The sequence below is a fragment of the Nitrobacter sp. genome (assembly GCF_051535215.1).
Classification (GTDB): Bacteria; Pseudomonadota; Alphaproteobacteria; order Rhizobiales; family Xanthobacteraceae; genus Nitrobacter.
In genome coordinates this window covers 363,647-386,112 of sequence record NZ_JBPPLY010000001.1, presented here as the reverse complement: position 1 = coordinate 386,112, position 22,466 = coordinate 363,647, and the positions used below count along the sequence as shown (strand labels likewise).

The following is a 22,466-nucleotide window of genomic DNA, read 5'->3' as shown; positions in this document are numbered from 1 at the left end:
GCTCTCGGGAGATCAGCCCCATGACGACGCAAGACGCCAGTACCCATGTCGCGACGCTTGTTCCGGACAACCGCCGCGAGATGTTCTTGCCGACGATATTCGGCCTTCGCCATCTGATCGTCGCTGAAAATACCGTCCATACATTCATGGATCGTCTTAGCCCCCGAGACTATGGCGGCGGCTTCTGGAATTTCTACGAATGCGATGGCCAGCCATTGTTTCTGGCGCCGAAATCAACCTCGCGTTTCCGGATCGAAAGCGACATCACCGAATTTCGCGGCGAGGTCTCGGCGGAGGCCGCAGGCATCATCGCCACGCTCTTCACCTTCTCACATCTCTCCTTCCAATTTGAGTCCGACCATCTGGTGGAAGGCTACCATCGCTTGCATGCCTGGTGCGACGGACATCCCGAGGCATCGGAGATCTTCCAGGCCATCGATTGAATTTCACGAGCGCTCCGCCTTTCGGTGGGGCGCTTTTTTCATGTTGGCGACCGCCATGATCTGAGAGCGAGAGCGTGGCGGGGACAGATGTGAGCCAGTGCGGTCGAGAGAGAGCGCTGCGCGGCTCACTCCCGTCCCGCTCTCCCGAGGTTCGCATCATGACCATGACTTCCGCATCGGTGGCATTGCCCGCTGCCGCACAGCTTCCGCTCGTCAGCGATTCCGACAGCGCGCCTTTGATCTTCGCCGCGGCGCAGCTCCTCCTTCCACATCTCGAACGCGGTCAGCGCATCGACGCCGCCACCCTGCGCGGCAAGATGGAAGCTGCCTTCGGCGCTTCCGACTCCGCCGGCGCATGGGACTGGAAGACGGCCTATGACGCCTGCGAAGCCGCGACCGTCCTCTTTCTGCGCAAATACGGAAAGCCGCTTTTCCGTAAAGTCGGCAACCCGACGGCGATCCTGCCGCAGTTCGTCAAGATCGCCGGCCTGATGCCGACGCACACGCGCCGCTCGCAGGAAGCGCAGACCTTCCAGCAGTTCTCGACGCCGATTCCGCTGGGTCTTGCAGCGATGACGGCCGCCGCGATCACGCCGGCCGACCGCGTGCTGGAGCCCTCGGCCGGCACCGGACTCCTCGCCATCCTGGCCGAGATCGCCGGCAGCTCGCTCGTGCTCAACGAGCTGGCCGAGACGCGCGCCTCGCTTCTCTCTTCCCTCTTTCCGGCCCTATCCGTCACGCGCTTCGACGCGGCTCAGATCGACGACCATCTCGATCCGGCCGTGGTCCCGACCGTGGTGCTGATGAACCCGCCGTTCTCGGTCATGGCGAATGTCGAAGGCCGCATGGCCGACGCCGCCTTTCGCCATGTTACCTCGGCGCTGGCGCGTCTCGCTCCCGGCGGCCGTCTCGTCGCCATCACCGGCGCGAACTTCGCGCCCGATGCGTCGGCCTGGTCCTCGGCCTATGCCCGGCTGCAGGAACGCGGCCGCGTCGTGTTCTCAGCCGCCATCGACGGCTCGGTCTATGCCAAGCACGGCACGACCATCGCCACGCGGCTGACCGTCATCGACAAGATGCCCGCCGACGATCCGACCGCGTTTCCGGCCGCGCCGGGCATCGCGCCGGACGTCGCCACGCTGCTCGGCTGGCTGGCCTCGCATCTGCCCGGCCGGCTGCACGTCGATCCGTCCGTCGCCGTGCCGGTCGCGGCGCCAGCCGTCGCCCACACCGTGCGCGGCTATCTGAACCGGGCGGCGAAGGCTGCTCCAGCCGCCGCGCTGGCTGAGCCGGACGGCACTCCGCTCGAATACGAAACCGTCGATTGGCAGGCAGCCGAGGGCGGCCACATCTCCGATTCCATCTATGAGGAATACGGACTTCAGGCAATCCACATTGCCGGATCTCAGGCGCATCCGACCCAGCTCGTCCAGTCGGCCGCCATGGCGAGCATAGCGCCGCCGAAGCCGAGCTACCGGCCGCGCTTGCCGGAGAAGATCCGCGAGCTACTTTCCGACGCTCAGTTAGAGACCGTCATCTATGCCGGCGAAGCGCATTCCAACTATCTCGCCGGCGCGTGGACGGTTGACGCCACGTTCGACGTCCTGACCGCCGCGTCCGATGACGCCAAGAGCGGCGTCCTCTTCCGTCAGGGCTTCATGATCGGCGATGGCACCGGCGTCGGCAAGGGTCGCGAGTCCGCCGCGATCATTCTCGACAACTGGATGCAAGGTCGCCGCAAGGCGGTCTGGATTTCGAAGTCCGACAAGCTGCTGGAGGACGCGCAGCGCGATTGGAGCGCACTCGGCATGGAGCGTTTGCTGGTCACGCCGCTGTCGCGATTCCCGCAAGGCAAGCCGATCACGCTCAGCGAAGGCATCCTATTTCTAACCTACGCTACGCTCAGGTCCGACGATCGCGGAGAGAGGGTTTCCAGGGTCAAGCAGATCGTCGAATGGTTGGGCTCCGATTTCGACGGAGTGATCATTTTCGACGAGGCGCACGCCATGCAGAACGCCGCCGGAGGCAAGGGCGAGCGCAGCGACGTCGCCGCCTCGCAGCAGGGCCGTGCTGGCCTGCGCCTCCAGCACGCGCTTCCGAACGCGCGCGTTGTCTATGTCTCGGCAACCGGCGCCACCACCGTCCACAATCTTGCCTACGCCCAGCGACTCGGCCTGTGGGGTGGCGAGGATTTTCCGTTCGTCACGCGCGCCGAGTTCGTCGAGGCGATTGAGGCGGGCGGCGTCGCGGCGATGGAGGTGCTGGCCCGCGACCTGCGCGCGCTCGGCCTTTATACCGCCCGCTCGCTCTCGTTCGCCGGCGTCGAATACGAGCTTGTCGAGCACGAACTGACGCCCGAACAAATCCGCATCTACGATGCCTATGCGGGCGCGTTCGCCATCATCCACAACAATCTGGACGCCGCAATGCAGGCCGCCAACATCACCGGCGCCGGCGAAGGCGGATCGAGCACGCTGAACCGGCAGGCGAAGTCCGCCGCCCGTTCGGCTTTCGAGTCGGCCAAGCAGCGCTTCTTCGGCCATCTGCTCACCAGCATGAAAACGCCGACCCTGATCCGTTCGATCACGCGCGATCTCGAAGAGCGTCATTCGGCCGTGATCCAGATCGTCTCGACCGGCGAGGCACTCATGGAACGGCGGCTGGCCCAACTGCCGACCGAGGAATGGAATGACGTGCGCGTGGACATTACGCCTCGCGAATACGTCCTCGACTACCTTGCCCATTCCTTCCCGGTGCAGCTCTACGAACGCTTCACCGACAGTTCGGGAAACCTGTCGTCGCGGCCGGTCTATCGTGACGGCCATCCGGTCGAGAGCCGCGAAGCTGTCGCGCGCCGCGATGAATTGATCGCCAAGCTCGCCAGCCTGCCGCCGGTGCCCGGCGCGCTCGACCAGATCATCCAGCACTTCGGCGCCGATGTTGTCGCCGAGGTGACGGGCCGTTCGCGCCGCATCGTGCGCAAGCGCAGCGCCACCGTCGACCGGCTCGTGGTCGAGAATCGCGCGGCGTCCGCCAATCTCGCGGAGACGCAAGCCTTCATGGACGATCTGAAGCGCGGGCTCATCTTCTCGGATGCCGGCGGCACCGGCCGCAGCTATCACGCGGAAAAGTCCGCGAAGAACACGCGGCTGCGCGTCCATTATCTTCTCGAGGCCGGCTGGAAGGCGGATACCGCCATCCAGGGTCTCGGCCGCACCCACCGCACCAATCAAGCGCAGCCGCCGCTATTCCGCCCGATCTCGACCAATGTGAAGGCCGAGAAGCGGTTCTTATCGACCATCGCGCGTCGCCTCGACACGCTGGGGGCCATCACGCGCGGCCAGCGCCAGACGGGCGGACAGGGGTTGTTCCGGCCCGAGGACAATCTGGAATCGCATTATGCGCGCGACGCGCTGCGCCAGCTTTATTTCCTGTTGGTCCGCGGCAAGGTCGAGGGATGCTCGCTCCAGCGCTTCGAGGCCGCCACCGGCTTGAAGCTGATGGACTCGAACGGCATCAAGGACGAGCTGCCGCCGATCACGACATTTTTGAACCGGCTGCTCGCGCTCACCATCGAGCTTCAGGGCGTGCTGTTCACGGCCTTCGAGCAGCTTCTTGCCGCCAGGATCGAGGGTGCGATCGCGTCGGGCACCTATGATGCCGGGCTGGAGACGCTGCGCGCCGAGAGCTTCGTCATCACCGATCGACAGACGATCTACACGCATCCGCGTACAGGCGCGGAAACAAGCCTGCTGACGATCAATGAGCGCAAGCGCAATCGGCCGCTAACGCTCGATGACGCCCTTGCCGAACTCCGCGACCCGCGTGCGGCCCTGCTGATCAACGAGCGCTCCGGCCGCGCCGCGGTGCAGATCCCTGCGAGCAGCGTCATGCTCGATGACGGCGAGATCGAGCGCCGCGTCCGGCTGATCCGGCCGATGGAAGCCCACAATCTGCCGATCCGGCAGATGCGCGAGACGCATTGGATCGAGACCGACCGCGATGCGTTCGCCGCCGCGTGGATCGCTGAAATCTCCGAGGTGCCACCGTTCTCCGAGACCAAGCTGCACATGGTCACGGGGCTTCTCCTTCCCATCTGGAAACGGCTGCCGCACGAGTCGACCCGCGTCTATCGCCTCCAGACCGATGCGGGCGAGCGCATCATCGGCCGCAAGGTCTCGCCGGCCTGGGCCGCCACCGCGACGACAACCGGCTCGACCTCACTCACGCCGGACGACGCCTTCACGGCTCTGATGGACGGCCGGACGATCCTCGATCTTGCCGAGGGCCTCCAGCTTCGACGCGCCCGCGTCATGGGCGCGAACCGCATCGAGTTGTCGGGCTTTGACGACACGATGCGCGAACGCCTCACCGCCTACGGCCTCTACCATGAGATCATCTCGTGGAAGCTGCGCATGTTCGTGCCGACCGACGCCAACGCTCCGACGGTGCTCGGCAAGCTGCTTGATCGCTGGCCGGTCGCGCGCATCGGCGAGCAGGAGACAGCGTGATGGCGCGTCACGATGCCTCCGAACTGGCGTCTCGTCTCGGCCGACATGCCGAGGCCGTCTGCAAACAATATTTATCGTCCGGCCATCGCGCCGGACGATATTGGATCGTCGGCGATGCGAAGAACACGCCCGGCCGCTCGATGTTCGTGCGCCTTGCAGGGCCGGAATCCGGCAAGGGCGCCGCGGGCAAATGGACCGACGGAGCAACCGGCGAGCATGGCGATCTTCTCGACGTCATCCGCGAAACGCTCGGCCTCGTCGACTTCAAGGATGTGGCCGAGGAAGCGCGCCGTTTCCTCGCGCTCCCGCATCCCGAGCCGCAGAGCGCGCCGACGAACCGGACCGCAAGTCCGGCGCTGTCGGGTTCACCTGAAGCGTCGCGGCGTCTCTTCGCCATGGCGCAGCCGATCGGCGGCACGCTGGCGGCGACCTACCTCAACGGGCGGGCGATCACGTCGCTCGTCGGCGTTACCGCGCTGCGCTACCATCCGAGGTGCTACTACAAGCCCGACAAGCATTCGTCCACCGAGATCTGGCCGGCGATGGTCGCCGCCGTCACCGATCTCGAGGGCCGGCAGACCGGCGCGCACCGCACCTGGCTCGCCCCGGACGGTTCGGGCAAGGCGCCTGTCGATACACCGCGCCGGGCGATGGGCGACCTTCTCGGGCGCGGCGTCCGCTTCGGCGTCGCCGGTGACGTGCTCGCGGCCGGCGAAGGCATCGAGACCGTGCTATCACCCCGCATGGTTCTGCCCCACATGCCGATGTTGGCGGCGCTCTCGGCCGCTCACCTCGCCGCCATCCTGTTCCCGCTGACGGTGCGCAGGCTCTATGTCTTCAGAGATCGCGACCCGGCCGGAGACGGCGCGCGAGACAGCCTGGTCGCCAGAGCAATGAACGTCGGCATCGAGGCGATTTCGGTGTCGCCGGTGTGCGAGGACTTCAACGAGGATCTGCGCTGGCGCGGCGTCGACGCCCTTCGGGCGGCCTTGAAGGAGCAGCTTCGTCCCGAAGACGTCAGCCGGTTCATGGAGGGGTGAGGGATCGGCGGGAGACAAGGCGCGGCTGGGCGTCTTCTCGACCTGCCGTCTCCCTTCATCACCGCGAGCAGCCTTCTCTTGTCGGAGAGAGCAGCGCCCACCGCCTTCTGAGAGGGCGATCGGCCCACAAACGGGCCGGCCGGGCAATGGCGGCGCTCCGGCTATTTTCCGCCGGCGGGGAATCCACCCCACGCGACAGGTCGCGCGGGGACCCCGGACCGCCCCGCCTTTGCAGCGCGAAACAAAATAGCCGGGCTTGGCCATCAAGGCCCTCGCGAGATGGCGAGGGCTGCCAGGCCGTCCCGCCCGTGGGCTTTCGACGCCTGCGAAGGCCGCGATGGGCGCGGTCTCCAGACAAAGGACGCTCCCGATGACGAACGAAGACGATAATGCAGGTTTTGAGCCGGTCCACGCCTCGTCTCCCACCGATCATGTTCTCACCGAACTCCAGCTCTACGGCTGGCGCCCGTTTCAGGACGAACCCGATCCGAGGCCGCTGCCCGAGGGCAATGCCGTCGCCGCCGCTGTCGCAGATATCTTCGACGCCCTCATCGCGACGCTCGGCGATACCCGCCTTGAACCCGACCTCGAAGAATTGCTCTGGGGGACCGTCAATCTCTTCCACCGCGCCACGGGCCGGGTGGAGCGCGAACTAGACGACAACGAACAGGGGCAGCGCCGCCTCCAGAACGAACAGGATGGCGGCGAGGTGAAGTCGGTCGAACTGGAGCGCCTCACGGCAGAAGGTCAGAGCCTTATCGAACGGCGCAACAGCATGGAACTATTCCGCGACGTCGCCACTGAGGCCTTCGAGCACCATACCGGCGCCGCGTGGCGGCCGCGCACCGGCTCGATCGTCAACCATCGCAATCTCACCGCCGCGATGATCGACAGCCGCGACTTTCTTGCGGCGAAGCGCCGGATCGAGACCGAGGTGTTGCTGCCTGCTGGCCCGAAGGTTGCCGTGACCGGCGGCGCCGACTTCAACGACCACCGCCTGATCTGGGCGAAGCTCGATCAGGTCCATGCCAAGCACCTCGACATGGTGCTGATGCACGGCGGCACGCCGAAAGGAGCCGAACTGATCGCCTCCCGTTGGGCACACAGGCGCAAGGTGCCGCAGGTCGCCTTCCGGCCTGACTGGACGAAACACGGCAAGGCGGCGCCCTTCAAGCGTAACGATGCCATGCTGGACGTCCTGCCCGTCGGCGTCCTCGTCTTCCCCGGCACCGGGATTCAGGAGAACCTTGCGGACAAGGCCCGCAAGCTCGGCATTCCGGTCATGAAGTTCAACGGCGGCGCATAAGCGCCGCCTCAACCCAGCATCTCGGGCCTGAACAGCGAGCGCCGGCTGATGATCTTGCCGGATACCATGAACACACCATCGCCGGTGTAGTGCAGCGTCTCGGGATGCTTCGGTGAAGCCGCCACATGCGCCTTCACCACTTCGAAGATGAAAAAATTATAGCGATCGACCAACACGTCGTCGTGCAAGCGGCACTCGAAGTTCGCATGGCACTCATCGATCAGCGGCGCCTCGACATCGTGGGCCTGCCGTCAAACCGAACTCCGCAAACTTGTTGATCTCTGCTCCAGACGTATTGCCGATCCCGACCACTGTGTCGGTCAACGCCGTTGTCGGCAGGTTGATCACGCATTCGCCGCTGCTTTTGATCATATCGAAGCTGTGATTGCCGCCCGAAATCATCAGGCCGACGAGCGACGGCGAGAACTCCAGAATCGTATGCCAGCCGAGCGTCATGATATTCGTCCTGCCTTGCCATTGCGATGACACAAGGACGATCGGGCCGGGTTCGAGATAGCGGCGCACCTGGCTGACCGGGAAATCATCCTTGCGGACTTTCCGCGTCATGACGTCGCCTCCTATTGCGCAACATATCAATGCTCGTTTGCTGGTTGATGATCGAAGTACGATAGCGGCAAATGAACCACCACGATGCAGACGATCGACCTCCGAACGTTACTTGACGACATCGGTATGTCCGAGGAAAAATGCACGACCCACGCAGAACCGGCAAAGCAGTATAGTCGCAGGCGGAGCGCATCCTCAGGCAGCCTGTCGTGAACTCTCAACCGTTCATGTGGAGGCTTCCATGACGCTGATCCTGCTCGCCGTTTTTTTGACGATCGCATTCTGCGTCGTCGCCTATAATCTCGCGATCTACGCGCTTCCTTTCTGGGCCGGACTGACGGCGGCTCAATACACCTGGGACGCTGGAGCCGGCGTGATGATGTCGGGCTTCGCCGCCATTGCCGCTGCGTTGCTGTCCGTCGCGCTCGTCATCGCCGTTCTCGGCTTCGCGAAGAATCCGCTTCTGCGCCTGGTCGCTCTCGCCGTCTTCGCCGTGCCCGCCGCGATCGCCGGCTATGCGCTCGTGCATGGTGTCGCGAAGCACGCCATCGACTCGGCCATCGCGCTCAACCTCCTTTGTGGAGCCGCCGGTCTGTTCATCGGCGGCGCCGCAATCGTCAGTCTCAACGCACTTGGTGAAAGCGTCTTGTCGCGCTGAAGCACTCGCGATCTTCCGCTTTCGGGAAACCCCGCAGCTTTTACCGCCGAACTCTGGGCGTCCCGCTCAGAATATGAATGTCAGGTCGAGACAGTCCTCACCGCCGCAATTTCGATCAGCTGCGCCCGGCTCCGGAAATCGGTCATGGGGCATGGATCTTTCACGGCCGTAACGGTCGTTGCCCTGCTGCATTCATTCTCGTGAACGCAGGCCGCATCAACTTCATTTGCACTTGCGGCAATGCCGGCGGATCACGCCGCCTCCCAGTGAACCGCAATCGCGACCATTCACCTGGAGTCCGATAGCGTTTTTGCCTTTTCCCGAATGGCCTTCCGTCTGGCGACGTGAGCGGTGGCCGTGAATGGGGTGACGAGCGAGCCGGCAAGGCGACGCGGTGTTGATTCTGAGGCGATGCTGCTGTCGGCTCGAACGATGATTCCGCCGGGCGTCTCCGTGGTCATGCTCTCAGAGGCGCCAATCCCTCCGACTGACTGATCCCCTAAGTCCGTTCGGTTTCCACCCGCAACCCCGGCGGCTCCGGACCGTGTTGGCGCTAAAGCGCCTGCCCGCGCCACTCCGGGCCTTAGGGGCGAGCTGCCGACGAGCCGGCAGTTGCAGGAGCCTCCCGACGGCCTTGGCCGGGTCTCGTCGGAGGGATGGTCCCTCCGAGGAGCAACGGAGACTTAAAATGCAGAACATCGTCATTCTCGCTGGCAACATCGGCCAGGACCCCGAATCCCGCACCACCCAGAGCGGCACCCGTATCACCCACTTCACGCTGGCCACCTCGCGGCCTCGCTACTCGGAAGGCAAGGTTGTTCGGGATAAGGACGGCTATCGGGTCCAGGACGCCGAATGGCACCGGATCACTTGCTTCAACGGCCTCGGCACGACGGTCCAGGAGCATTGCCAGAAGGGCATGAAGGTTCTGGTGCGCGGCCGCATCCACTACACGAAGTGGACCGACCAGCAGGGCGTTGAGCGCTACGGCTGCGAGATCATCGCCGAAACGGTCGACTTCCTGAGCCGGGCGAAGCAGACCGAAAGCGAGGGCGACAGGCAGTCCGATCAGGACGACGACATCCCGTTCTAGGGCGGGCGAAAGAAGGCCCGGCGGCACAAGCCGCCGGGTCTTCTCCTGTTCGCAACGGATCGCGGCCGCAACCCAACTCGACGTTCGCGCTGCGACGACGGTGCCCGCGCACAGTTTCCGTGACGAGTACAAATCGCGCCGCCTGATTGCATCAGGTCTGGCGGTCGACAGCACGCCAGATCTCCAATGCAGATGATCGAGACCACCAGAATAAAAGCAGCGTCAGATTTCAGCATGACGACATGGCAAGGGTTTTCGGCTGCGGTCAGCGCGCACCACTCGCTCTTTGAGACGCAACCTTGGTTTCAATCCCGGCCTTCCAAGGTCAACCCGCTTGGGGTCCGCTACGCGAGCGTGCGGTCGCTTCGGCTTTGCCTCCGCGATGACCCCGGCCGAGACCAAAACACTTCAGGCGCCTGTCGAGCGGGGAATGGTCCCCGCCTCCAAACAGGAGCCGGAAAATGTCCCTTGCAGATGCCCACGCCTTCGCCTTCAGCCTCGCTTCCACGCTTATGGTCTCCATCGTCATCTTCCGCGCCGGCGATGGCACGATGGGGGTGATGCCCGCAACGGAATATGATGGTGAGGATGATGCGATCGTCGACGAGATGGACCCGTTCGCCCCGTGAGGGGCGACATGGAGAAATCGGCGTTGGGCTGGCTTTTCCTTAAGCCGACCGAATCAGTTTCGGTCGTGTTGTCTGCGGTATTGTGCTGAGCGGTGATTTCAGCTCGCATCAGCAAACAATAGCGACTAAAATAGTCGTAGTTCTGGCGTGCGCGTAGGCCCGAGTGGGAGGTGATCATGCATGATCACCTCCCGACAATCACGGGCCGCGCGCGCGTTACTGGGGTGGACGCAGGAGACCCTTGCTGACAAGGCCCGCGTTGCGCTGACCGCCCTCAAGCGCCTCGAATCCGAAAACGGATTGCGGGTGCATGAGGGTACGCGCGATCAGGTTCGGCGGGCCATCGAAGCGGCAGGCGTTGTCCTCCTGACCACCGATCGCGGACAGGGAGTGCTGCTTGTCGATGATCGCGAGGGTCGGAAAGGTTGATGGGTTGTGGGCCGGCGATGCCAGGACAGCATCGAGCGGTGCTCTTTCCAGCGGTTATATTCCATCTTCAATTCCACTAGCTCCCGCCCGCCACACCGCCACACCAAGCGTGCCGCCCTATGATTGAGCCGTTCGAGGACATCGCCCCGTCCTGTCAGAATCTGACGAAATACGACAGGAAGCACGTCAAGCTTTATGTCCGCCTTCTCGACGCCGACGTCGATGGCGCCGACTGGCGGGAGGCTGTCGAAGTGCTGTTCGGAATCGATCCTGCCAGCGAGCCCGACAGGGCGCGGCGTGTTCACGACAGCCATCTCCAGCGCGCCCGCTGGATGACACATACAGGCTATCGCCAGCTTCTGCTTGGCCCCAGTAACTGATTTCAACTTAGAGATTATTTCGCAAAGGCGATGCCGCTACGGCATCGCCTAATGCCGTTGACCAAGCTTCCATCACCTCTCGCGTGCGGCAATCATTTTCTGCTCGACCTTGACAAGACAGGGGAGGCGAAGGGATGCGGCCCGATACTTCTCGATGGAGAGAACACAGCAGTTACGACTACTTCGACAAGCTCGCGACCGAAGGCTTGGCGTGGGAGTGCTTGCGCCGGCACACACCCTATCAACATCAATATCAGGCACTCGCCAGCGCTCGGGAGGACACCGCGCCGCTTCCTGTAGAGGATCAGCGGCGTTGGGGGTTGCGGTTTCCCGGCGCGACCGAGTCTGTCTGCGCTCGCGCAAACCATCTTCTGGTCGCCGGCCGCCGCGCCGTCCGTGCTGACGTTTGCGTCCACACCTGATCATTTGCCCGCCACGCCGACTCCTGAGCTGGTCGGGCTCCAATCGTTCCGCGACGGCCCCGAGGGCATTTACGCGGTCTATCCGGCCGACATGCCTGCACAGTTGCTTTTTCTTCCCGGCAGCGATCGCCGCGCGCTTGTCGCCCTGGTCCCGATCGACATCGATCTGCTCGATCGCGTCGATGCGCTGACCCGCTTCTGGCGTGCCCTCTACGGCCGCAAAGCCCTCGCCGACACCCGCTTGACGCGCCAGCAGCGCCGACGCCTGCGCCTGATGCTTCAGGCGGTCGACGGCCGCATGAACGGCGCAAGCTATCGCGAGATTGCCAGCGCGATCTACGGCGAGGCGCGCGTTACCGCCGATCCGTGGAAGACCTCGCCGTTGCGCGATTCCGTCATCGGGCTGATCGAGAGCGGCCTCGTCATGGTCGGCGGCGGCTATCTGAACCTCCTTCGGCATCGCCGTCGACCTTAGCCGGTCGATGCCTGGGCGAAGGGTGGGGATTTTAGCCCTCTCAACTTCCCCATCCCCCCTGACGCATTCCCTCCGCCACCGTGGTCGCCGTTCGCCGCTGAACCGCAGCGACCGTCCCTGACACCACGGAGGCCCGATCCATGCCACACGAACCCGTCGTTCTGCCGCCGCGCTTCCTGCGCACCAAGGAAGCTGCCGAGTTTCTCAGCCTCTCCGCCCGCACGCTCGAAAAACATCGCACCTACGGGACCGGCCCCGCCTATCGCAAACTCGGCGGCCGCGTCGTTTATGCCATCGACGATCTCGAAACCTGGGCCGCGCGCGGCTCCGTCACCTCGACGTCGGACCCGCGCGGTTCGGTCCTTCCCGCCAAACGCCACGCGCCCACGCAGCCGACCCACGCCGGTCGCTACGCACGCTGACCGCAACCGGACTTCTTCATGGCGGTGCGGCGTCGATCCCTTTCGGAGCGCGGACAACTCGATCTGTTCCGAGCACGCCCCGGCGACTTCGCGCCACGAGACGCGCAGGATCTCATGGCCTATCCGTTCTTCTCGCTCTCCAAGTCCCATCGCGTTGCGCCGATCGATTTCGTCGCCGGCAACGTGACGATCCGCGTCGAGGCCGTGCCCGATCATGGCATGGCGACAATCTGGGACGCCGACATCCTGATCTGGGCGGCGAGCCAGATCGTCGAGGCGCGGGATGCCGGGCTTCGCACCTCGCGGCTGATGGCCGCCACGCCCTACGAAATTCTCACCTATGTCGGGCGCGGCACGTCGCTGCGCGACTACCAGCGCCTGAAGGCGGCGCTCGACCGGCTGCAATCGACGACCGTTGCGACATCGATCCGCCAGCCGGCGGAAGGCCGCCGCCATCGCTTCTCGTGGATCAACGAATGGCAGGAGCGCACCGATCGCAACGGCCGGCCGGAGGGCATCGAGCTGATCGTGCCGGACTGGTTCTACCAAGCCGTTCTTGACGACGCGCTCGTGCTCACGATCGACCGCGCTTATTTCGATCTGACGGGCGGCCTCGACCGCTGGCTCTACCGCCTGGTGCGCAAGCACGGCGGCCGCCAGCGCAATGGATGGCGCTTCGACTTTCGCCATCTCCATCAAAAGTCCGGCAGCCTGTCGCCGTTCAAGCGCTTTGCCTTCGAGCTGCGCGACATCATCCGGCGCCAGCCGCTGCCGGGCTACACGCTGTTCCTCGAGGTCGAGATCGGCGGCCGCACGCTGCTCGCCTTCGAGCCGACGATGCGCTGTGGACAGCCTGTGGACGGGCTCGTGCTATCGGGAACCCGGACTATCGTGCTATCGGGAACCGGAGGCTCGTGCTATCGGGAACCCAAACCGGCTCTAACCGCCGAAGATCAAACACGAAATCGCGCCCTTAACTTAGAATCTAACATAGATTCTAACCTTGAAGAGAGCGCGCGCGATGTGGACAACCTCGCCCGCGACGCCGCCGGAAACCTCGGCATAGAGACCGGCAAGGGCGCTGTCGGTTTCCCCAAAAGCGTGGACGGGAGCCGATAAATGATTGAACGGCTCCTTAAATCGTGGACTCGCGTTCCTTTAATCGTTGAACGGGATTTCCCCTTAATCGTGGACTCAGTCACGGGGCTGGCTCCATCGACGAGGGGCACCGACACGGCGACGCACCCATGGCCCATGCTTGCGCAGCAGGCGGGAAGCGACGTCGAGACTGATCTCCAACCTAAAGCGCCGGAAGACTTCGTTCTTCACGCGGTTGGATCGCCATCGCGGCTGGTTGGTTGGGGCATCGGCGATCCACTGGGCGATCTCGATGGCCTGCGCCTGATTGAGCGCGCCCCGTTGCCGGTCGAGGGCAGCTTCAAGGCCGTCCTGAGCGCCTCGCCTGAGCCAGATGTAGAGGGTCCGCGGGATGATACCGGCGGCTTCGGCCGCCAGTTCGACCGGCATGCCGTCACGCACGTCGGCGAGCGCAAGCAGCCGTGCGCGACGATGCGGGAAGCGGTCGATGGCGGCGCGAGCACGCAACTCCTTGCCGGTTTCGGGGAGGTTCTCGATCCAGGCACGCCACCATCCGCGATCGTCGGCCGGCCTCTGGTCAGGCCATATCGCCAGCAGCAGATCGAGCAACTTCTGCCGCATTTCGTCGTCGAGATCGCGCCAGCGTTCGATCTGCCGCCGAGGGCGCGGACCTTGCAAGATCGCGATGGTCGTGCGCAGCCTGTCGGGCCATCCTTCCAGTATCCATGCCAGGATGAGCAGGCCGTCGTAGCTGCTCGTCGGCTCCGGCCCGAGTACGCCACGACCGAAGTCGCCTTCGATCCGGGCGACGAGCCGGCGGCGAACCACAAGCCTGGTATCGATCCAAACAGCGCCGAGCAGTACGTCGAACAACGCCATGGCGACTGGCCAGGCGATGAGCCCCTGTCTGGGCAGATCGAAGACGCCGCTTTCGCGCACTTCGAGGATTTTCCGATGCAGGGCGACAGCGGCGCGATGCGCCTCGCGCGGCAATGCCGTCGCGAGCCGGAACGCGCAGCGAGGACAACGGTCGGGCGCAAAGTAATCTCGCGACGACAGCGACGGCATACGCAGCTTGTAGCCGCATTCCGGGCAGTCGCCGGTCAATACGGTGTTGTGGTCCGTGCAGACCGTCGCCCAACCGGCGGTCCAGTCCCGGCGCACATAGGGGGTAGCGTCGTCAGCGAGACAACATGGACAGACAGCCATCCGGCGCTGGCGGCGGCTGATCGTCGCCGGGGCGCGGAAGCGCTGCGCGGAGAAGCGTTCGCGCAGATCATCAAGAGCTTCATCGCCCGTATTGGCTCTGAAGGTCATCTCCATGATCCTCGCCGGATCTACGCCGGTCGCGGTGGCCAGCCGCTCGACCAGATGAGAATGCGGGCGGCGGCACCAGTCGCCGCGCCCCGTCAACTCGATGTCACTGTTTCGCAGAAGCAGATCGTCGGGCGCGATCCCGAAGGGCTCGGCATAGCGCAGCAGCCACGACCCCAGCGCTTCTCCCGGCAACGGCGCGATCCCGCCCGGCAACTGTGGGCGATGTGTGACGGGTTCCTCGTCCGGCGGGTCGAGCAACTCGACCTCGAACAGATCCTTCTCAGACCAACGCATGACGACGCTCGGAGGGTGGTATGAACTCCATTTCATCCAGCATCTCGGGGCGGATGCTTTCCTCTCCCGTTTCGATCGCGGCGACGGCCGCGCGGGTGACGATCGACACCACCTCGCCGAGGATGCCCTCCGAGATCGAGAGCAGGCGCTGCGCCATCGCCGGCGCCGACAGGTTCGATGGCTGCTTGAGCGGCATCGATGCCTCGAGCGTGTTGACCAGCCGGGAGAACTCCGCGCCACCCTCCCAAGGCGGCAGCCCGAAGGGCGTGAAGCGGTTGGCGAGCTGGTCATCGCTCTGGATCGCGCGCAGCCCCTCGGCCGTGCCGACCGCCACGAGTGGGATCTGCAACTCGTTGCCGAGCCAGCGCAACAGGTTCAGGAACCGCCGCTGCTGGTCGCGCGATCCGCATAGCATGTTGTGCACCTCGTCGATGACGAGCATGCGCACGCCGGTCGCCCGCATCATGCGCACCGCTGTATCCTGCTTGGTCGACAGCCGGTCGTTGAGCCGGTCCGGTGCGCCGAGCGCTTCGAGGATCGCCGAGAAGAACCGCCGCTCGTCCGGCGCCGGCGGCATCTGCACCTTGAGCACCGGCACCCGGATCGCACCGTCGCGGGCGCTTTCCTCCGATCCAGGCAGATGGCTGCGCCGGAACTTCTCGACGATCATCGTCTTGCCGTTGTTGCTGGGACCAACCAGCAGCAGATTCGGCATTCGGGTCCGTTTCGGGAAGGACAGCAGGTCCTCAAGCGCCGACAGGGCGGCTTCCGCCCGTGCGTAACCGAGCCAACGATCTGTCCGGATACGCCGTATGCGCGCTTCGTCGGGCGCATCGGCCAGCGCCTGCATGGCAGGCAGCAGATGGGGATAGGTCTCTCCAGTCACAGCCATTCCTCCACGTTGGTGAACAGCCGCTCGTTTTCGGGCAGCGGTTCGAACGCCGAGGGATCAGCTTTGGCGGGCTTGGTGTCGGCCGGCTTGAGAGCGACGGCCTTGGCGGCTTGCAACCGGCGTTCGCGTTGCCGCCGCAGGGTCTTGGTTTCCGTGATCGCCTGGTCGGCGATGCCGCGCATCCTGTCGATCGCGGCGAAGATCGCGTCCTCGTCCACCTGGTCGCGGCCTTGCTCGCGCAGACGCTTGAGCGCGAGGCGATGCTCCCACAGGCTGATCGGCGGTCGCCGGAGATCGGCATAGCTGAGGTCGTAATAGCGTCCGTCCGGCGCCCACAGATAGATGCGGCTCAGGTCGCGCGGATCGTAGCGTACGATCATTTTCTCCCGCTCGCCGATCAGCGTGCGCAGCACGTCCGACCAGTAGCTGATCGAGTGCAGGAACACGCCCTGGCGACGCACCAGACGCCGCTCCATCGGCAGGAAGTCGATCAGGAACTTGCGCGGATCGGTGACTGGGGTCGTGCTGCCGCGACCCGGCTGCTCCTCGCTGCCCTCCAATCCGCGCTGCCATGCGGCGAGCGGCGTGGCGCCGATGCCGCGATGCAGATCGCGGTGATAGACGCCGGCAATGGCGTAGCCGAGCCAGCGCTCCACCTCGTCGAGCGTCATCGCCGCACTCTTCGACGGATCGAGATCACCTTTGCTGCGTACGTCCGAGAAGGTCGTGCCCGGCAGCAAGTGGACCTTGCCCATCATCGTGCCGATCAGCCGCTCGATATGCGCGCCGTAATGCGGCGTGCGCACCGGCCGATAGTCGATGTCGATACCGTGCTCATGGCAGCCCTGCTTCAGCGCCGCGGAACGGAACTCCTTGGCATTGTCGAGATGAAGCCGCTCGGGGATGCCGCTGACCGGCCATTCGCCCTCGATATCGCGCGTTCGAAGCCAGTTGTCCTTCGGCAAGGCGGCATGGGCGATGCACAGCGCTACACTGGTCGCCGAGGGTGGATCGAGCGACAGGTGGAAGCCCGCGACACAGCGCGAGTGGACGTCGATCGCCAGCGTCAGCCACGGTCTCTGGATCGGTTCGCGCGTCCGGCTGTCGACCACGATCACGTCGACCAGCGTATGGTCGATCTGCACGAGGGACAGCGGCCAGGGTGCGTCGAGCGAGCCGATCGCAGGCGCGAAGCGGTCCCGTGCAGCCTTGCGGCCATGGCGCTTGCGATGGACCTCGGCGGTTGGTCGAAGACGCAAGCGCAGATCGATCGCCTTGCGGCTCGGCGACGGGAAGCCCAGCGCCTTGCAGCGCCTGCGCACCTCCAGAACAACATCGCTCACGCGCTGGCGCCGCCGCGTCAGGAACAGCTCGTCGATCACCGCGGCGATGATCTCGTCGACTTCGGCCGAGAGAACCAACTGGCCTTCGCGGCGCCCGCGCCGTTCGGGCAACAGGCTGGTCAGCCGTGGATCGGCCTCGTAGCGGGCAAGCAGGCGATAGACCAGAGTCAGGCTGACGCCGAGCATGTCGGCCGCTTCCTGTGCCATGCCGCGCGACCGTCGCTCCGCATCGGCCAGCGGCTTCAGGACTTCGAACCGTCGCCGCGCCTTCTCCCAGTCTTCCGAAGCAACCTCGGACAGATCGGGGGCTGGCGACGGCCGGGTCATGACAGCCTCAACCGAGTGTCGAACCCAACAGTCCGCTGCGCATCGAACAGCAGATCGCCACGCGCCATCAGCCGCCAGATCGCGCCGAGCGCCGCCACCCGGTCGCACGGCATCGCCGTCACCGTATCTCGCAGCGTCGGCGCGTCCATCGTGGCCACGATGGCCTTCGCCATCTCCGCCAGCGTGCGGTCGAGCGGCGCCCGGCGTAGCGGCAACAGCCGCCGCGCATTGTCCAGCCGCGGACCGCGGATGCTGCGCTCCGTCGCGATCCGGAATCTTCCGCCAGCTCCTCGGGCAGCGTCACGCGCCGCCAAGAACCCCGGTCGTAATTTCGGCCAGTCAGCTCGCAGGTCGGCGTGGTATTTGACCTCGACGAGTTCGAACCGCCCGTCGCTCCACTTCACGCTGAAGTCGGGTGTGTATCGCCGCCGGCCATCGGCCGCGTCGAACCGGATCGTCATCGGCTGCGACACGATCACTGCGCCGGGATCGTCGAAGCTCGCAAGCAACGCGAAGTCCCGTTCAAGCGCGCTCTCATGTTCGACGAGACCGCTCTCGAAGCTCCCAACACCCGTGATGTGCGAACGGCGACTGAGCGGGATGGGTCTCATCGCTCCCTTCGACTCATCTGCGTGTCACTTGAAAGTACACCCAGATGTAGTGGCTGGTCCACGATTCAAGGACAAAATCTATGATTCAAGGGAAATCGGCAAATGCCCAACCGCCCGGAAAGACTCAGCATTCCTCAGCGGCCGGATTCGGATTCAAGGAAAACCGACAGGCGCGGACCTCCCGCCCGCAACGACGGCGCCAACTCCGCCCCTCGGTAAAGACGACCTCTCGACCACCGATCACTCGGAAACACTCCATCGTCCTCGCGATCCGTCGGGAGGACGCGGATGATCGTCGCGCTGCTCAATCAGAAAGGTGGCGTCGGCAAGACGACGCTGGCGCTGCACCTCGCTGGCGCGTGGGCCGCGAGAGGACACCGCGTCACCCTGATCGACGCCGATCCTCAAGGCTCGGCACTCGACTGGTCGCAGCAACGCTCGCGCGAGGGCTTGCCGCGCGCCTTCGGCGTCGTCGGCCTGGCGCGCGACACGCTGCACCGCGAGGCTCCCGAGCTGGCTCGCGATTCCGATCACGTCGTCATCGACGGCCCGCCGCGTGTCGCCGGCCTGATGCGCTCCGCGCTGCTCGCCGCCGACCTCGTACTGATCCCGGTGCAGCCGTCGCCGCTCGACGGCTGGGCCTCGGCCGAGATGCTTTCGCTCCTCACGGAGGCTCGCATCTACCGGCCGCAACTCGCGGCGCGTTTCGTGCTCAATCGCTGCGCCGCCCGCACCGTGATCGCGCGGGAGACCGCCGAGACGCTGGCGGACCATGATCCGCCGGTGCTCGCCAGCACCATCGGCCAGCGCGTTGTCTTCGCCGACGCCGCGCAGACCGGACGTTTAGCCTCGGACATCGACAGCCGATCCCCCGCTGCACGCGAGATCGCCGCGCTCGCCGTCGAGATCGAGCGATTGCGCATCGGGAGGACCCCGCCATGACGGTCCTTACCGGCGACTGCCGCGAGATTATGCCGCCGCACGGTCCGTTCGACATGATCCTCGCCGATCCGCCCTATGGCGACACATCGCTTGCATGGGACCGGCGCGTCGAGGGCTGGATCGCACTCGCGCGTGAGGCGCTCAATCTCACCGGCTCGCTGTGGGTGTTCGGATCGCTCCGTTGCTTCATGGCGACCGCGGATCGGTTCACGGAGGCGGGGCTGCGGATCGCACAGGAGATCGTCTGGGAGAAGCAGAACGGCACCGGCTTCCACAATGACCGCTTCAAGCGCGTGCATGAGTTGGCCGTCCAGTTCTATCCCGCCGAGACGGCCTGGCGCGACATCTACAACGACGTCCAGACCACGCCGGATGCGACAGCGCGCACGGTTCGGCGCAAGCAACGTCCTCCCCACACCGGCCAGATCGACGCCGGCCACTATGTCAGCCACGACGGCGGGCCGCGCCTCATGCGGTCAGTCATCTATGTCCGCAACTGCCACGGTCGCGCGATCCATCCGACCGAGAAGCCGTCATCGCTGCTCGAAATTCTGATTCGTACCAGTTGTCCCGAAGGCGGCCTGGTCGGCGACTGGTTCGCCGGCTCCGGCTCCGCTGGCGAAGCCTGCCGGCTGTCCGGCCGACGCTATCTCGGTTGTGAGATCGACGCCGCCATGGCCGAGCGCGCCTGCGCGCGCATCGCCGCCGTGCTGCCGTTCCATGACGCAGGCGCATCATGACGGCGCGCACGCAGAAGCGCGTCTTCGCGCAGCGACCCGCCGATCCCGATGGCTGGATCAAGGCGGGTGACACGCCGCCGGCCGGCTGCAGCGCGGCCGCGATCTATACGGCCCGGCTGACCATCGACGTCACCCCAGCCCTGCGCGGCCGCATCAAGGTCGCTGCCTTCAGCCGCAGCGTCACCGTCGCCGACATGCTGCGCGACCTGCTCGCGCGCGAATTCCCCGAAAAGTCAGGAGATCCCTCATGACCGGCAATGCGGCACGCCGCTCGCGCTGGTGTCCGTCGCCGGACGCACCAGCACCGTTCACCACGCTCGTACATCTGACATGGCGTCAGAAGACGATCGAGCACTGGATCAGGTTCGGCCACAAAAGCCACGAACAGATTCTCGATCGACATCGCAGCGTCGTCGGCTTCGCACCGAACAGCGTCTTCGCGTTCGTCCGCTGGGCCGCCAACGACTACGGCACGATCGTCTCGCGCATCGACATCGTGCGGGCCATCGGGCGCGGGGAGCCGTTCCAGACGCTGCCCTTCGTGCGTCCGGGCGGCGAAATCCTGCTTAAGGCGGAAAGCTGGCCCACGGTCGAGCGCATGCTGCAGCACATCGACGCGATCGAGAGCCTCGGCATCGATCCCGCCGACGTCGATCCCGATCACTGGCGGCATGTCCACCATTGCCTGCGCGCCGGCGAACAGCCGTCCGCCTATACGCCGGCACGTCATGAGGCGTGGCTGATGCGCCGCCGGGTGACGCCATGACGCGCGTCAGTCTCTTCCTTTGCACGGCGCTCGCGTCGTTCGGCGTCGGCTATCCGGGCCTCACGCCGATGCCGATCAAGCTGATGTGGAACGCCTCGGCCAGTGCGCCGATCGGTTTCTACACGATCGACTTCGACGGTCCCTTCGAGGTCACGGACCTTGTGGCCATCGACGCGCCAGAGCCGCTCGCGGACTTTCTCGACAAGCGCGGCTACCTGCCCAAGGGCGTGCCGCTCCTGAAGCGCGTGCTCGCGGTTTCCGGACAGGTGGTCTGCCGGACGGGTCTCGTCATCACTGTCGATGGCGTCGACATGGGCCATGCGCTCGAACGCGATCGCGCCGGCCGCGATCTGCCCGAATGGCAAGGCTGCCAACGCATCCAGACCGGCGAGTTCTTCGCGATGAACTGGCAGGTCGAAGGCAGCCTCGATGGCCGCTACTTCGGCCTTCTCTCCACCGACCAGATCATCGGCCGCGCGGTCCCGCTGTGGACCGACGAGGAAGGCGACGGCCGCTTCGAATGGCGCGCGCCAACGCGGTGATCGCGCGCGCGCTGCGGGCTGTCCGAGTGGCCCGCATCAACTTCACCGCTCATGAAAGGAGCCTTCAATGGCGCAGATTGGTCAATTCACCCGCACCCCGTCCGGTTATTCCGGACATATCCGCACGCTCTCGCTCGATCTCGACCTGACCTTCGTTCCGGCCGAGAACGCCAATGTCGAGAACGCGCCGGCCTATCGCATCCATCTCGGCGACGAGGACGGACCGGAAGTCGGCGCGGGATGGAAGCGCACCGGCGATCGCGCCGGCCCGTTCGTTTCGGTTGTCCTCGACGATCCCGTCTTTCAGCAGCCGATCCGCGCCCGCCTGTTCCAGGCGGACGAAGACGGCCGCGAGTGGAGCCTGCACTGGACCCGTCAGAAGAAACGCGACGAGCAGGAATGACCATGGATAATTCCTGCGCTCGTTTCGCGATCAGAAGATGCGGCGGCCGCCGCCGCATCTTCCTCCTTCTTCTTTCCGGCCTGAGCTTCTCCGCGGCCGCAGCGCCTCATGCTTTGGCGCAGAACGCTCGTCCGGTCCGCGCCGCTTCGATCAACGTCCATGCCGCACACCTCTCCGAAGCCGCGCAGCGCTTCGGCATTCCGGTGCGCTGGATCGTCGCCGTCATGCGCGGCGAAAGCGCAGGCGATGTTCGCGCCGTGTCCTCGGCCGGCGCAGTGGGCCTGATGCAGATCATGCCCGACACCTGGGCCGAACTGCGCACCCGCTATGGTCTCGGCCGCGATCCCTATACACCGCGCGACAACATTCTCGCGGGCGCTGCGTATCTTCGCGAGATGTGGGATCGCTACGGCGACATCGGTGCGATGCTCGCTGCCTACAACGCCGGCCCCGCACGCTATGATGAGCACCGTGCAACCGGGCGCCCGTTGCCTGCCGAAACGCGCGCCTATGTCGATTTTCTTGCGCCCGCGCTGCGCGGCGAGCGTCCATCGAAGGGTGCGTCGACGGCGGCGCGACCGTTCGACTGGCGCGAGGCGACACTCTTTGTCGTGAGCGTGTTCAGCGATTCCGCCGCCAATGCCGCGCCACGGGAAGGCTCGCCGGACAAAGCCCGCCCACCCGTTCCGGCAACATCCGACGCGCTTGCCGCGCTCCAGTCGAGGGGGCTGTTTGTCGCTCCCAGTACCGATGGAGGTCGGCCATGACCGGCTGCGCGGCAATTCGCATCCCCGCGTATGCCGGCGTGTCATGGAG

Annotated in this window: 24 protein-coding genes and 1 pseudogene; 20 read left to right on the top strand and 5 right to left on the bottom strand. The window is 65.2% G+C overall.

The genetic code is table 11. The features are described 5' to 3' along the window. Positions 1 to 20 precede the first annotated feature (20 nt). From ACS3WB_RS01810 to ACS3WB_RS01795, 4 genes are all read left to right on the top strand, one after another. Positions 21 to 443, top strand: coding sequence for an antirestriction protein (locus ACS3WB_RS01810; protein WP_009337844.1), 423 nt, complete (start codon positions 21 to 23; stop codon positions 441 to 443). A gap of 158 nt (positions 444 to 601) precedes the next feature. Beyond that, complete coding sequence (locus ACS3WB_RS01805) at positions 602 to 4,954, top strand: strawberry notch-like NTP hydrolase domain-containing protein (RefSeq protein WP_438273851.1); 4,353 nt, start codon at positions 602 to 604, stop codon at positions 4,952 to 4,954. Further along, complete coding sequence (locus ACS3WB_RS01800) at positions 4,954 to 5,994, top strand: DUF7146 domain-containing protein (protein WP_009337847.1); 1,041 nt, start codon at positions 4,954 to 4,956, stop codon at positions 5,992 to 5,994. Before ACS3WB_RS01805 ends, ACS3WB_RS01800 begins: the two co-directional genes overlap by 1 nt. A gap of 370 nt (positions 5,995 to 6,364) precedes the next feature. Continuing rightward, positions 6,365 to 7,300: a DUF2493 domain-containing protein gene (locus ACS3WB_RS01795; RefSeq protein ID WP_438273850.1), complete on the top strand. Its 936-nt coding sequence runs from the start codon at positions 6,365 to 6,367 to the stop codon at positions 7,298 to 7,300. An 8-nt stretch (positions 7,301 to 7,308) separates the two neighbouring features. Here ACS3WB_RS01795 and ACS3WB_RS01790 read toward each other — a convergent pair. Next, positions 7,309 to 7,867, bottom strand: a pseudogene (locus ACS3WB_RS01790) (flavin reductase family protein). Between the two features lie 241 nt (positions 7,868 to 8,108). On the opposite strand from ACS3WB_RS01790, the gene ACS3WB_RS01785 reads away from it, so the two are divergent. The 9 genes from ACS3WB_RS01785 to ACS3WB_RS01745 all read left to right on the top strand — a co-directional run bounded on the left by ACS3WB_RS01785 (position 8,109) and on the right by ACS3WB_RS01745 (position 13,494). After that, the gene (locus ACS3WB_RS01785) at positions 8,109 to 8,525 is read left to right on the top strand and encodes a hypothetical protein (RefSeq protein WP_009337854.1); all 417 of its coding nucleotides are present in this window, start codon (positions 8,109 to 8,111) and stop codon (positions 8,523 to 8,525) included. A gap of 688 nt (positions 8,526 to 9,213) precedes the next feature. Next, the gene (locus ACS3WB_RS01780; RefSeq protein WP_438273849.1) at positions 9,214 to 9,618 is read left to right on the top strand and encodes a single-stranded DNA-binding protein; all 405 of its coding nucleotides are present in this window, start codon (positions 9,214 to 9,216) and stop codon (positions 9,616 to 9,618) included. A gap of 461 nt (positions 9,619 to 10,079) precedes the next feature. Further along, complete coding sequence (locus ACS3WB_RS01775; RefSeq protein WP_009337856.1) at positions 10,080 to 10,247, top strand: hypothetical protein; 168 nt, start codon at positions 10,080 to 10,082, stop codon at positions 10,245 to 10,247. Positions 10,248 to 10,427: 180 nt separating this feature from the next. Continuing rightward, positions 10,428 to 10,676, top strand: coding sequence for an XRE family transcriptional regulator (locus ACS3WB_RS01770; protein ID WP_009337858.1), 249 nt, complete (start codon positions 10,428 to 10,430; stop codon positions 10,674 to 10,676). Positions 10,677 to 10,795: 119 nt separating this feature from the next. Next, positions 10,796 to 11,056 carry a DNA -binding domain-containing protein gene (locus ACS3WB_RS01765; RefSeq protein ID WP_438273848.1) on the top strand — a complete coding sequence of 87 codons (261 nt, stop codon included), beginning with the start codon at positions 10,796 to 10,798 and terminating at the stop codon, positions 11,054 to 11,056. Positions 11,057 to 11,190: 134 nt separating this feature from the next. Next, the gene (locus tag ACS3WB_RS01760; RefSeq protein WP_438273847.1) at positions 11,191 to 11,478 is read left to right on the top strand and encodes a transcriptional regulator domain-containing protein; all 288 of its coding nucleotides are present in this window, start codon (positions 11,191 to 11,193) and stop codon (positions 11,476 to 11,478) included. After that, positions 11,453 to 11,953: a DUF2285 domain-containing protein gene (locus ACS3WB_RS01755; protein WP_009337864.1), complete on the top strand. Its 501-nt coding sequence runs from the start codon at positions 11,453 to 11,455 to the stop codon at positions 11,951 to 11,953. Before ACS3WB_RS01760 ends, ACS3WB_RS01755 begins: the two co-directional genes overlap by 26 nt. 140 nt (positions 11,954 to 12,093) lie before the next feature. Beyond that, positions 12,094 to 12,375 (top strand): helix-turn-helix transcriptional regulator, encoded by a 282-nt coding sequence (locus tag ACS3WB_RS01750; protein WP_009337866.1) that lies wholly within the window; start codon positions 12,094 to 12,096, stop codon positions 12,373 to 12,375. An 18-nt stretch (positions 12,376 to 12,393) separates the two neighbouring features. Continuing rightward, positions 12,394 to 13,494 (top strand): replication initiator protein A, encoded by a 1,101-nt coding sequence (locus ACS3WB_RS01745; RefSeq protein WP_438273846.1) that lies wholly within the window; start codon positions 12,394 to 12,396, stop codon positions 13,492 to 13,494. Between the two features lie 75 nt (positions 13,495 to 13,569). Here ACS3WB_RS01745 and ACS3WB_RS01740 read toward each other — a convergent pair whose 3' ends face one another. The 4 genes from ACS3WB_RS01740 to ACS3WB_RS01725 are packed head-to-tail and all read right to left on the bottom strand — an operon-like array spanning position 13,570 to position 18,257. Next, positions 13,570 to 15,084 carry a TniQ family protein gene (locus tag ACS3WB_RS01740; protein WP_438273845.1) on the bottom strand — a complete coding sequence of 505 codons (1,515 nt, stop codon included), beginning with the start codon at positions 15,082 to 15,084 and terminating at the stop codon, positions 13,570 to 13,572. After that, the gene (locus tag ACS3WB_RS01735) at positions 15,071 to 15,934 is read right to left on the bottom strand and encodes a TniB family NTP-binding protein (RefSeq protein WP_438273844.1); all 864 of its coding nucleotides are present in this window, start codon (positions 15,932 to 15,934) and stop codon (positions 15,071 to 15,073) included. The genes ACS3WB_RS01740 and ACS3WB_RS01735 overlap by 14 nt, the downstream gene beginning before the upstream one ends. Positions 15,935 to 15,966: 32 nt before the next feature. Next, entirely contained in the window at positions 15,967 to 17,646 is a 1,680-nt protein-coding gene (locus tag ACS3WB_RS01730; protein WP_438273843.1) for a Mu transposase C-terminal domain-containing protein, read from the bottom strand. Next, positions 17,643 to 18,257, bottom strand: coding sequence for a Tn7 transposase TnsA N-terminal domain-containing protein (locus ACS3WB_RS01725; RefSeq protein WP_438273842.1), 615 nt, complete (start codon positions 18,255 to 18,257; stop codon positions 17,643 to 17,645). The genes ACS3WB_RS01730 and ACS3WB_RS01725 overlap by 4 nt, the downstream gene beginning before the upstream one ends. Before the next feature lie 288 nt (positions 18,258 to 18,545). Here ACS3WB_RS01725 and parA point away from each other — a divergent pair, with 288 nt between their 5' ends. From parA to ACS3WB_RS01690, 7 genes are all read left to right on the top strand, one after another. Continuing rightward, a complete protein-coding gene (gene parA / locus ACS3WB_RS01720; RefSeq protein WP_009337870.1) occupies positions 18,546 to 19,199 on the top strand; it encodes a ParA family partition ATPase in 654 nt (217 codons plus the stop codon). Continuing rightward, positions 19,196 to 19,939, top strand: coding sequence for a DNA-methyltransferase (locus tag ACS3WB_RS01715; RefSeq protein ID WP_009337872.1), 744 nt, complete (start codon positions 19,196 to 19,198; stop codon positions 19,937 to 19,939). Before parA ends, ACS3WB_RS01715 begins: the two co-directional genes overlap by 4 nt. Next, the gene (locus tag ACS3WB_RS01710) at positions 19,936 to 20,190 is read left to right on the top strand and encodes a hypothetical protein (RefSeq protein WP_009337874.1); all 255 of its coding nucleotides are present in this window, start codon (positions 19,936 to 19,938) and stop codon (positions 20,188 to 20,190) included. The genes ACS3WB_RS01715 and ACS3WB_RS01710 overlap by 4 nt, the downstream gene beginning before the upstream one ends. After that, entirely contained in the window at positions 20,187 to 20,705 is a 519-nt protein-coding gene (locus ACS3WB_RS01705) for a DUF2840 domain-containing protein (protein ID WP_438273841.1), read from the top strand. Before ACS3WB_RS01710 ends, ACS3WB_RS01705 begins: the two co-directional genes overlap by 4 nt. Next, a complete protein-coding gene (locus ACS3WB_RS01700; protein WP_009337877.1) occupies positions 20,702 to 21,247 on the top strand; it encodes a S26 family signal peptidase in 546 nt (181 codons plus the stop codon). The genes ACS3WB_RS01705 and ACS3WB_RS01700 overlap by 4 nt, the downstream gene beginning before the upstream one ends. A gap of 67 nt (positions 21,248 to 21,314) precedes the next feature. Continuing rightward, entirely contained in the window at positions 21,315 to 21,650 is a 336-nt protein-coding gene (locus ACS3WB_RS01695) for a DUF736 domain-containing protein (protein WP_009337878.1), read from the top strand. 2 nt (positions 21,651 to 21,652) lie between these two features. Continuing rightward, positions 21,653 to 22,417 (top strand): lytic transglycosylase domain-containing protein, encoded by a 765-nt coding sequence (locus tag ACS3WB_RS01690; protein WP_009337879.1) that lies wholly within the window; start codon positions 21,653 to 21,655, stop codon positions 22,415 to 22,417. Positions 22,418 to 22,466: the final 49 nt, after the last annotated feature.

Excerpts from the sequence above, each read along its gene's own strand:
- ACS3WB_RS01810 (WP_009337844.1), top strand. The coding sequence starts at position 21 with ATGACGACGCAAGACGCCAGTACCCATGTCGCGACGCTTGTTCCGGAC.
- ACS3WB_RS01805 (WP_438273851.1), top strand. The coding sequence starts at position 602 with ATGACCATGACTTCCGCATCGGTGGCATTGCCCGCTGCCGCACAGCTT.
- ACS3WB_RS01800 (WP_009337847.1), top strand. The coding sequence starts at position 4,954 with ATGGCGCGTCACGATGCCTCCGAACTGGCGTCTCGTCTCGGCCGACAT.
- ACS3WB_RS01795 (WP_438273850.1), top strand. The coding sequence starts at position 6,365 with ATGACGAACGAAGACGATAATGCAGGTTTTGAGCCGGTCCACGCCTCG.
- ACS3WB_RS01785 (WP_009337854.1), top strand. The coding sequence starts at position 8,109 with ATGACGCTGATCCTGCTCGCCGTTTTTTTGACGATCGCATTCTGCGTC.
- ACS3WB_RS01780 (WP_438273849.1), top strand. The coding sequence starts at position 9,214 with ATGCAGAACATCGTCATTCTCGCTGGCAACATCGGCCAGGACCCCGAA.
- ACS3WB_RS01775 (WP_009337856.1), top strand. The coding sequence starts at position 10,080 with ATGTCCCTTGCAGATGCCCACGCCTTCGCCTTCAGCCTCGCTTCCACG.
- ACS3WB_RS01770 (WP_009337858.1), top strand. The coding sequence starts at position 10,428 with ATGATCACCTCCCGACAATCACGGGCCGCGCGCGCGTTACTGGGGTGG.
- ACS3WB_RS01765 (WP_438273848.1), top strand. The coding sequence starts at position 10,796 with ATGATTGAGCCGTTCGAGGACATCGCCCCGTCCTGTCAGAATCTGACG.
- ACS3WB_RS01760 (WP_438273847.1), top strand. The coding sequence starts at position 11,191 with ATGCGGCCCGATACTTCTCGATGGAGAGAACACAGCAGTTACGACTAC.
- ACS3WB_RS01750 (WP_009337866.1), top strand. The coding sequence starts at position 12,094 with ATGCCACACGAACCCGTCGTTCTGCCGCCGCGCTTCCTGCGCACCAAG.
- ACS3WB_RS01745 (WP_438273846.1), top strand. The coding sequence starts at position 12,394 with ATGGCGGTGCGGCGTCGATCCCTTTCGGAGCGCGGACAACTCGATCTG.
- ACS3WB_RS01740 (WP_438273845.1), bottom strand. The coding sequence starts at position 15,084 with ATGCGTTGGTCTGAGAAGGATCTGTTCGAGGTCGAGTTGCTCGACCCG.
- ACS3WB_RS01735 (WP_438273844.1), bottom strand. The coding sequence starts at position 15,934 with ATGCAGGCGCTGGCCGATGCGCCCGACGAAGCGCGCATACGGCGTATC.
- ACS3WB_RS01730 (WP_438273843.1), bottom strand. The coding sequence starts at position 17,646 with ATGACCCGGCCGTCGCCAGCCCCCGATCTGTCCGAGGTTGCTTCGGAA.
- ACS3WB_RS01725 (WP_438273842.1), bottom strand. The coding sequence starts at position 18,257 with ATGAGACCCATCCCGCTCAGTCGCCGTTCGCACATCACGGGTGTTGGG.
- parA (WP_009337870.1), top strand. The coding sequence starts at position 18,546 with ATGATCGTCGCGCTGCTCAATCAGAAAGGTGGCGTCGGCAAGACGACG.
- ACS3WB_RS01715 (WP_009337872.1), top strand. The coding sequence starts at position 19,196 with ATGACGGTCCTTACCGGCGACTGCCGCGAGATTATGCCGCCGCACGGT.
- ACS3WB_RS01710 (WP_009337874.1), top strand. The coding sequence starts at position 19,936 with ATGACGGCGCGCACGCAGAAGCGCGTCTTCGCGCAGCGACCCGCCGAT.
- ACS3WB_RS01705 (WP_438273841.1), top strand. The coding sequence starts at position 20,187 with ATGACCGGCAATGCGGCACGCCGCTCGCGCTGGTGTCCGTCGCCGGAC.
- ACS3WB_RS01700 (WP_009337877.1), top strand. The coding sequence starts at position 20,702 with ATGACGCGCGTCAGTCTCTTCCTTTGCACGGCGCTCGCGTCGTTCGGC.
- ACS3WB_RS01695 (WP_009337878.1), top strand. The coding sequence starts at position 21,315 with ATGGCGCAGATTGGTCAATTCACCCGCACCCCGTCCGGTTATTCCGGA.
- ACS3WB_RS01690 (WP_009337879.1), top strand. The coding sequence starts at position 21,653 with ATGGATAATTCCTGCGCTCGTTTCGCGATCAGAAGATGCGGCGGCCGC.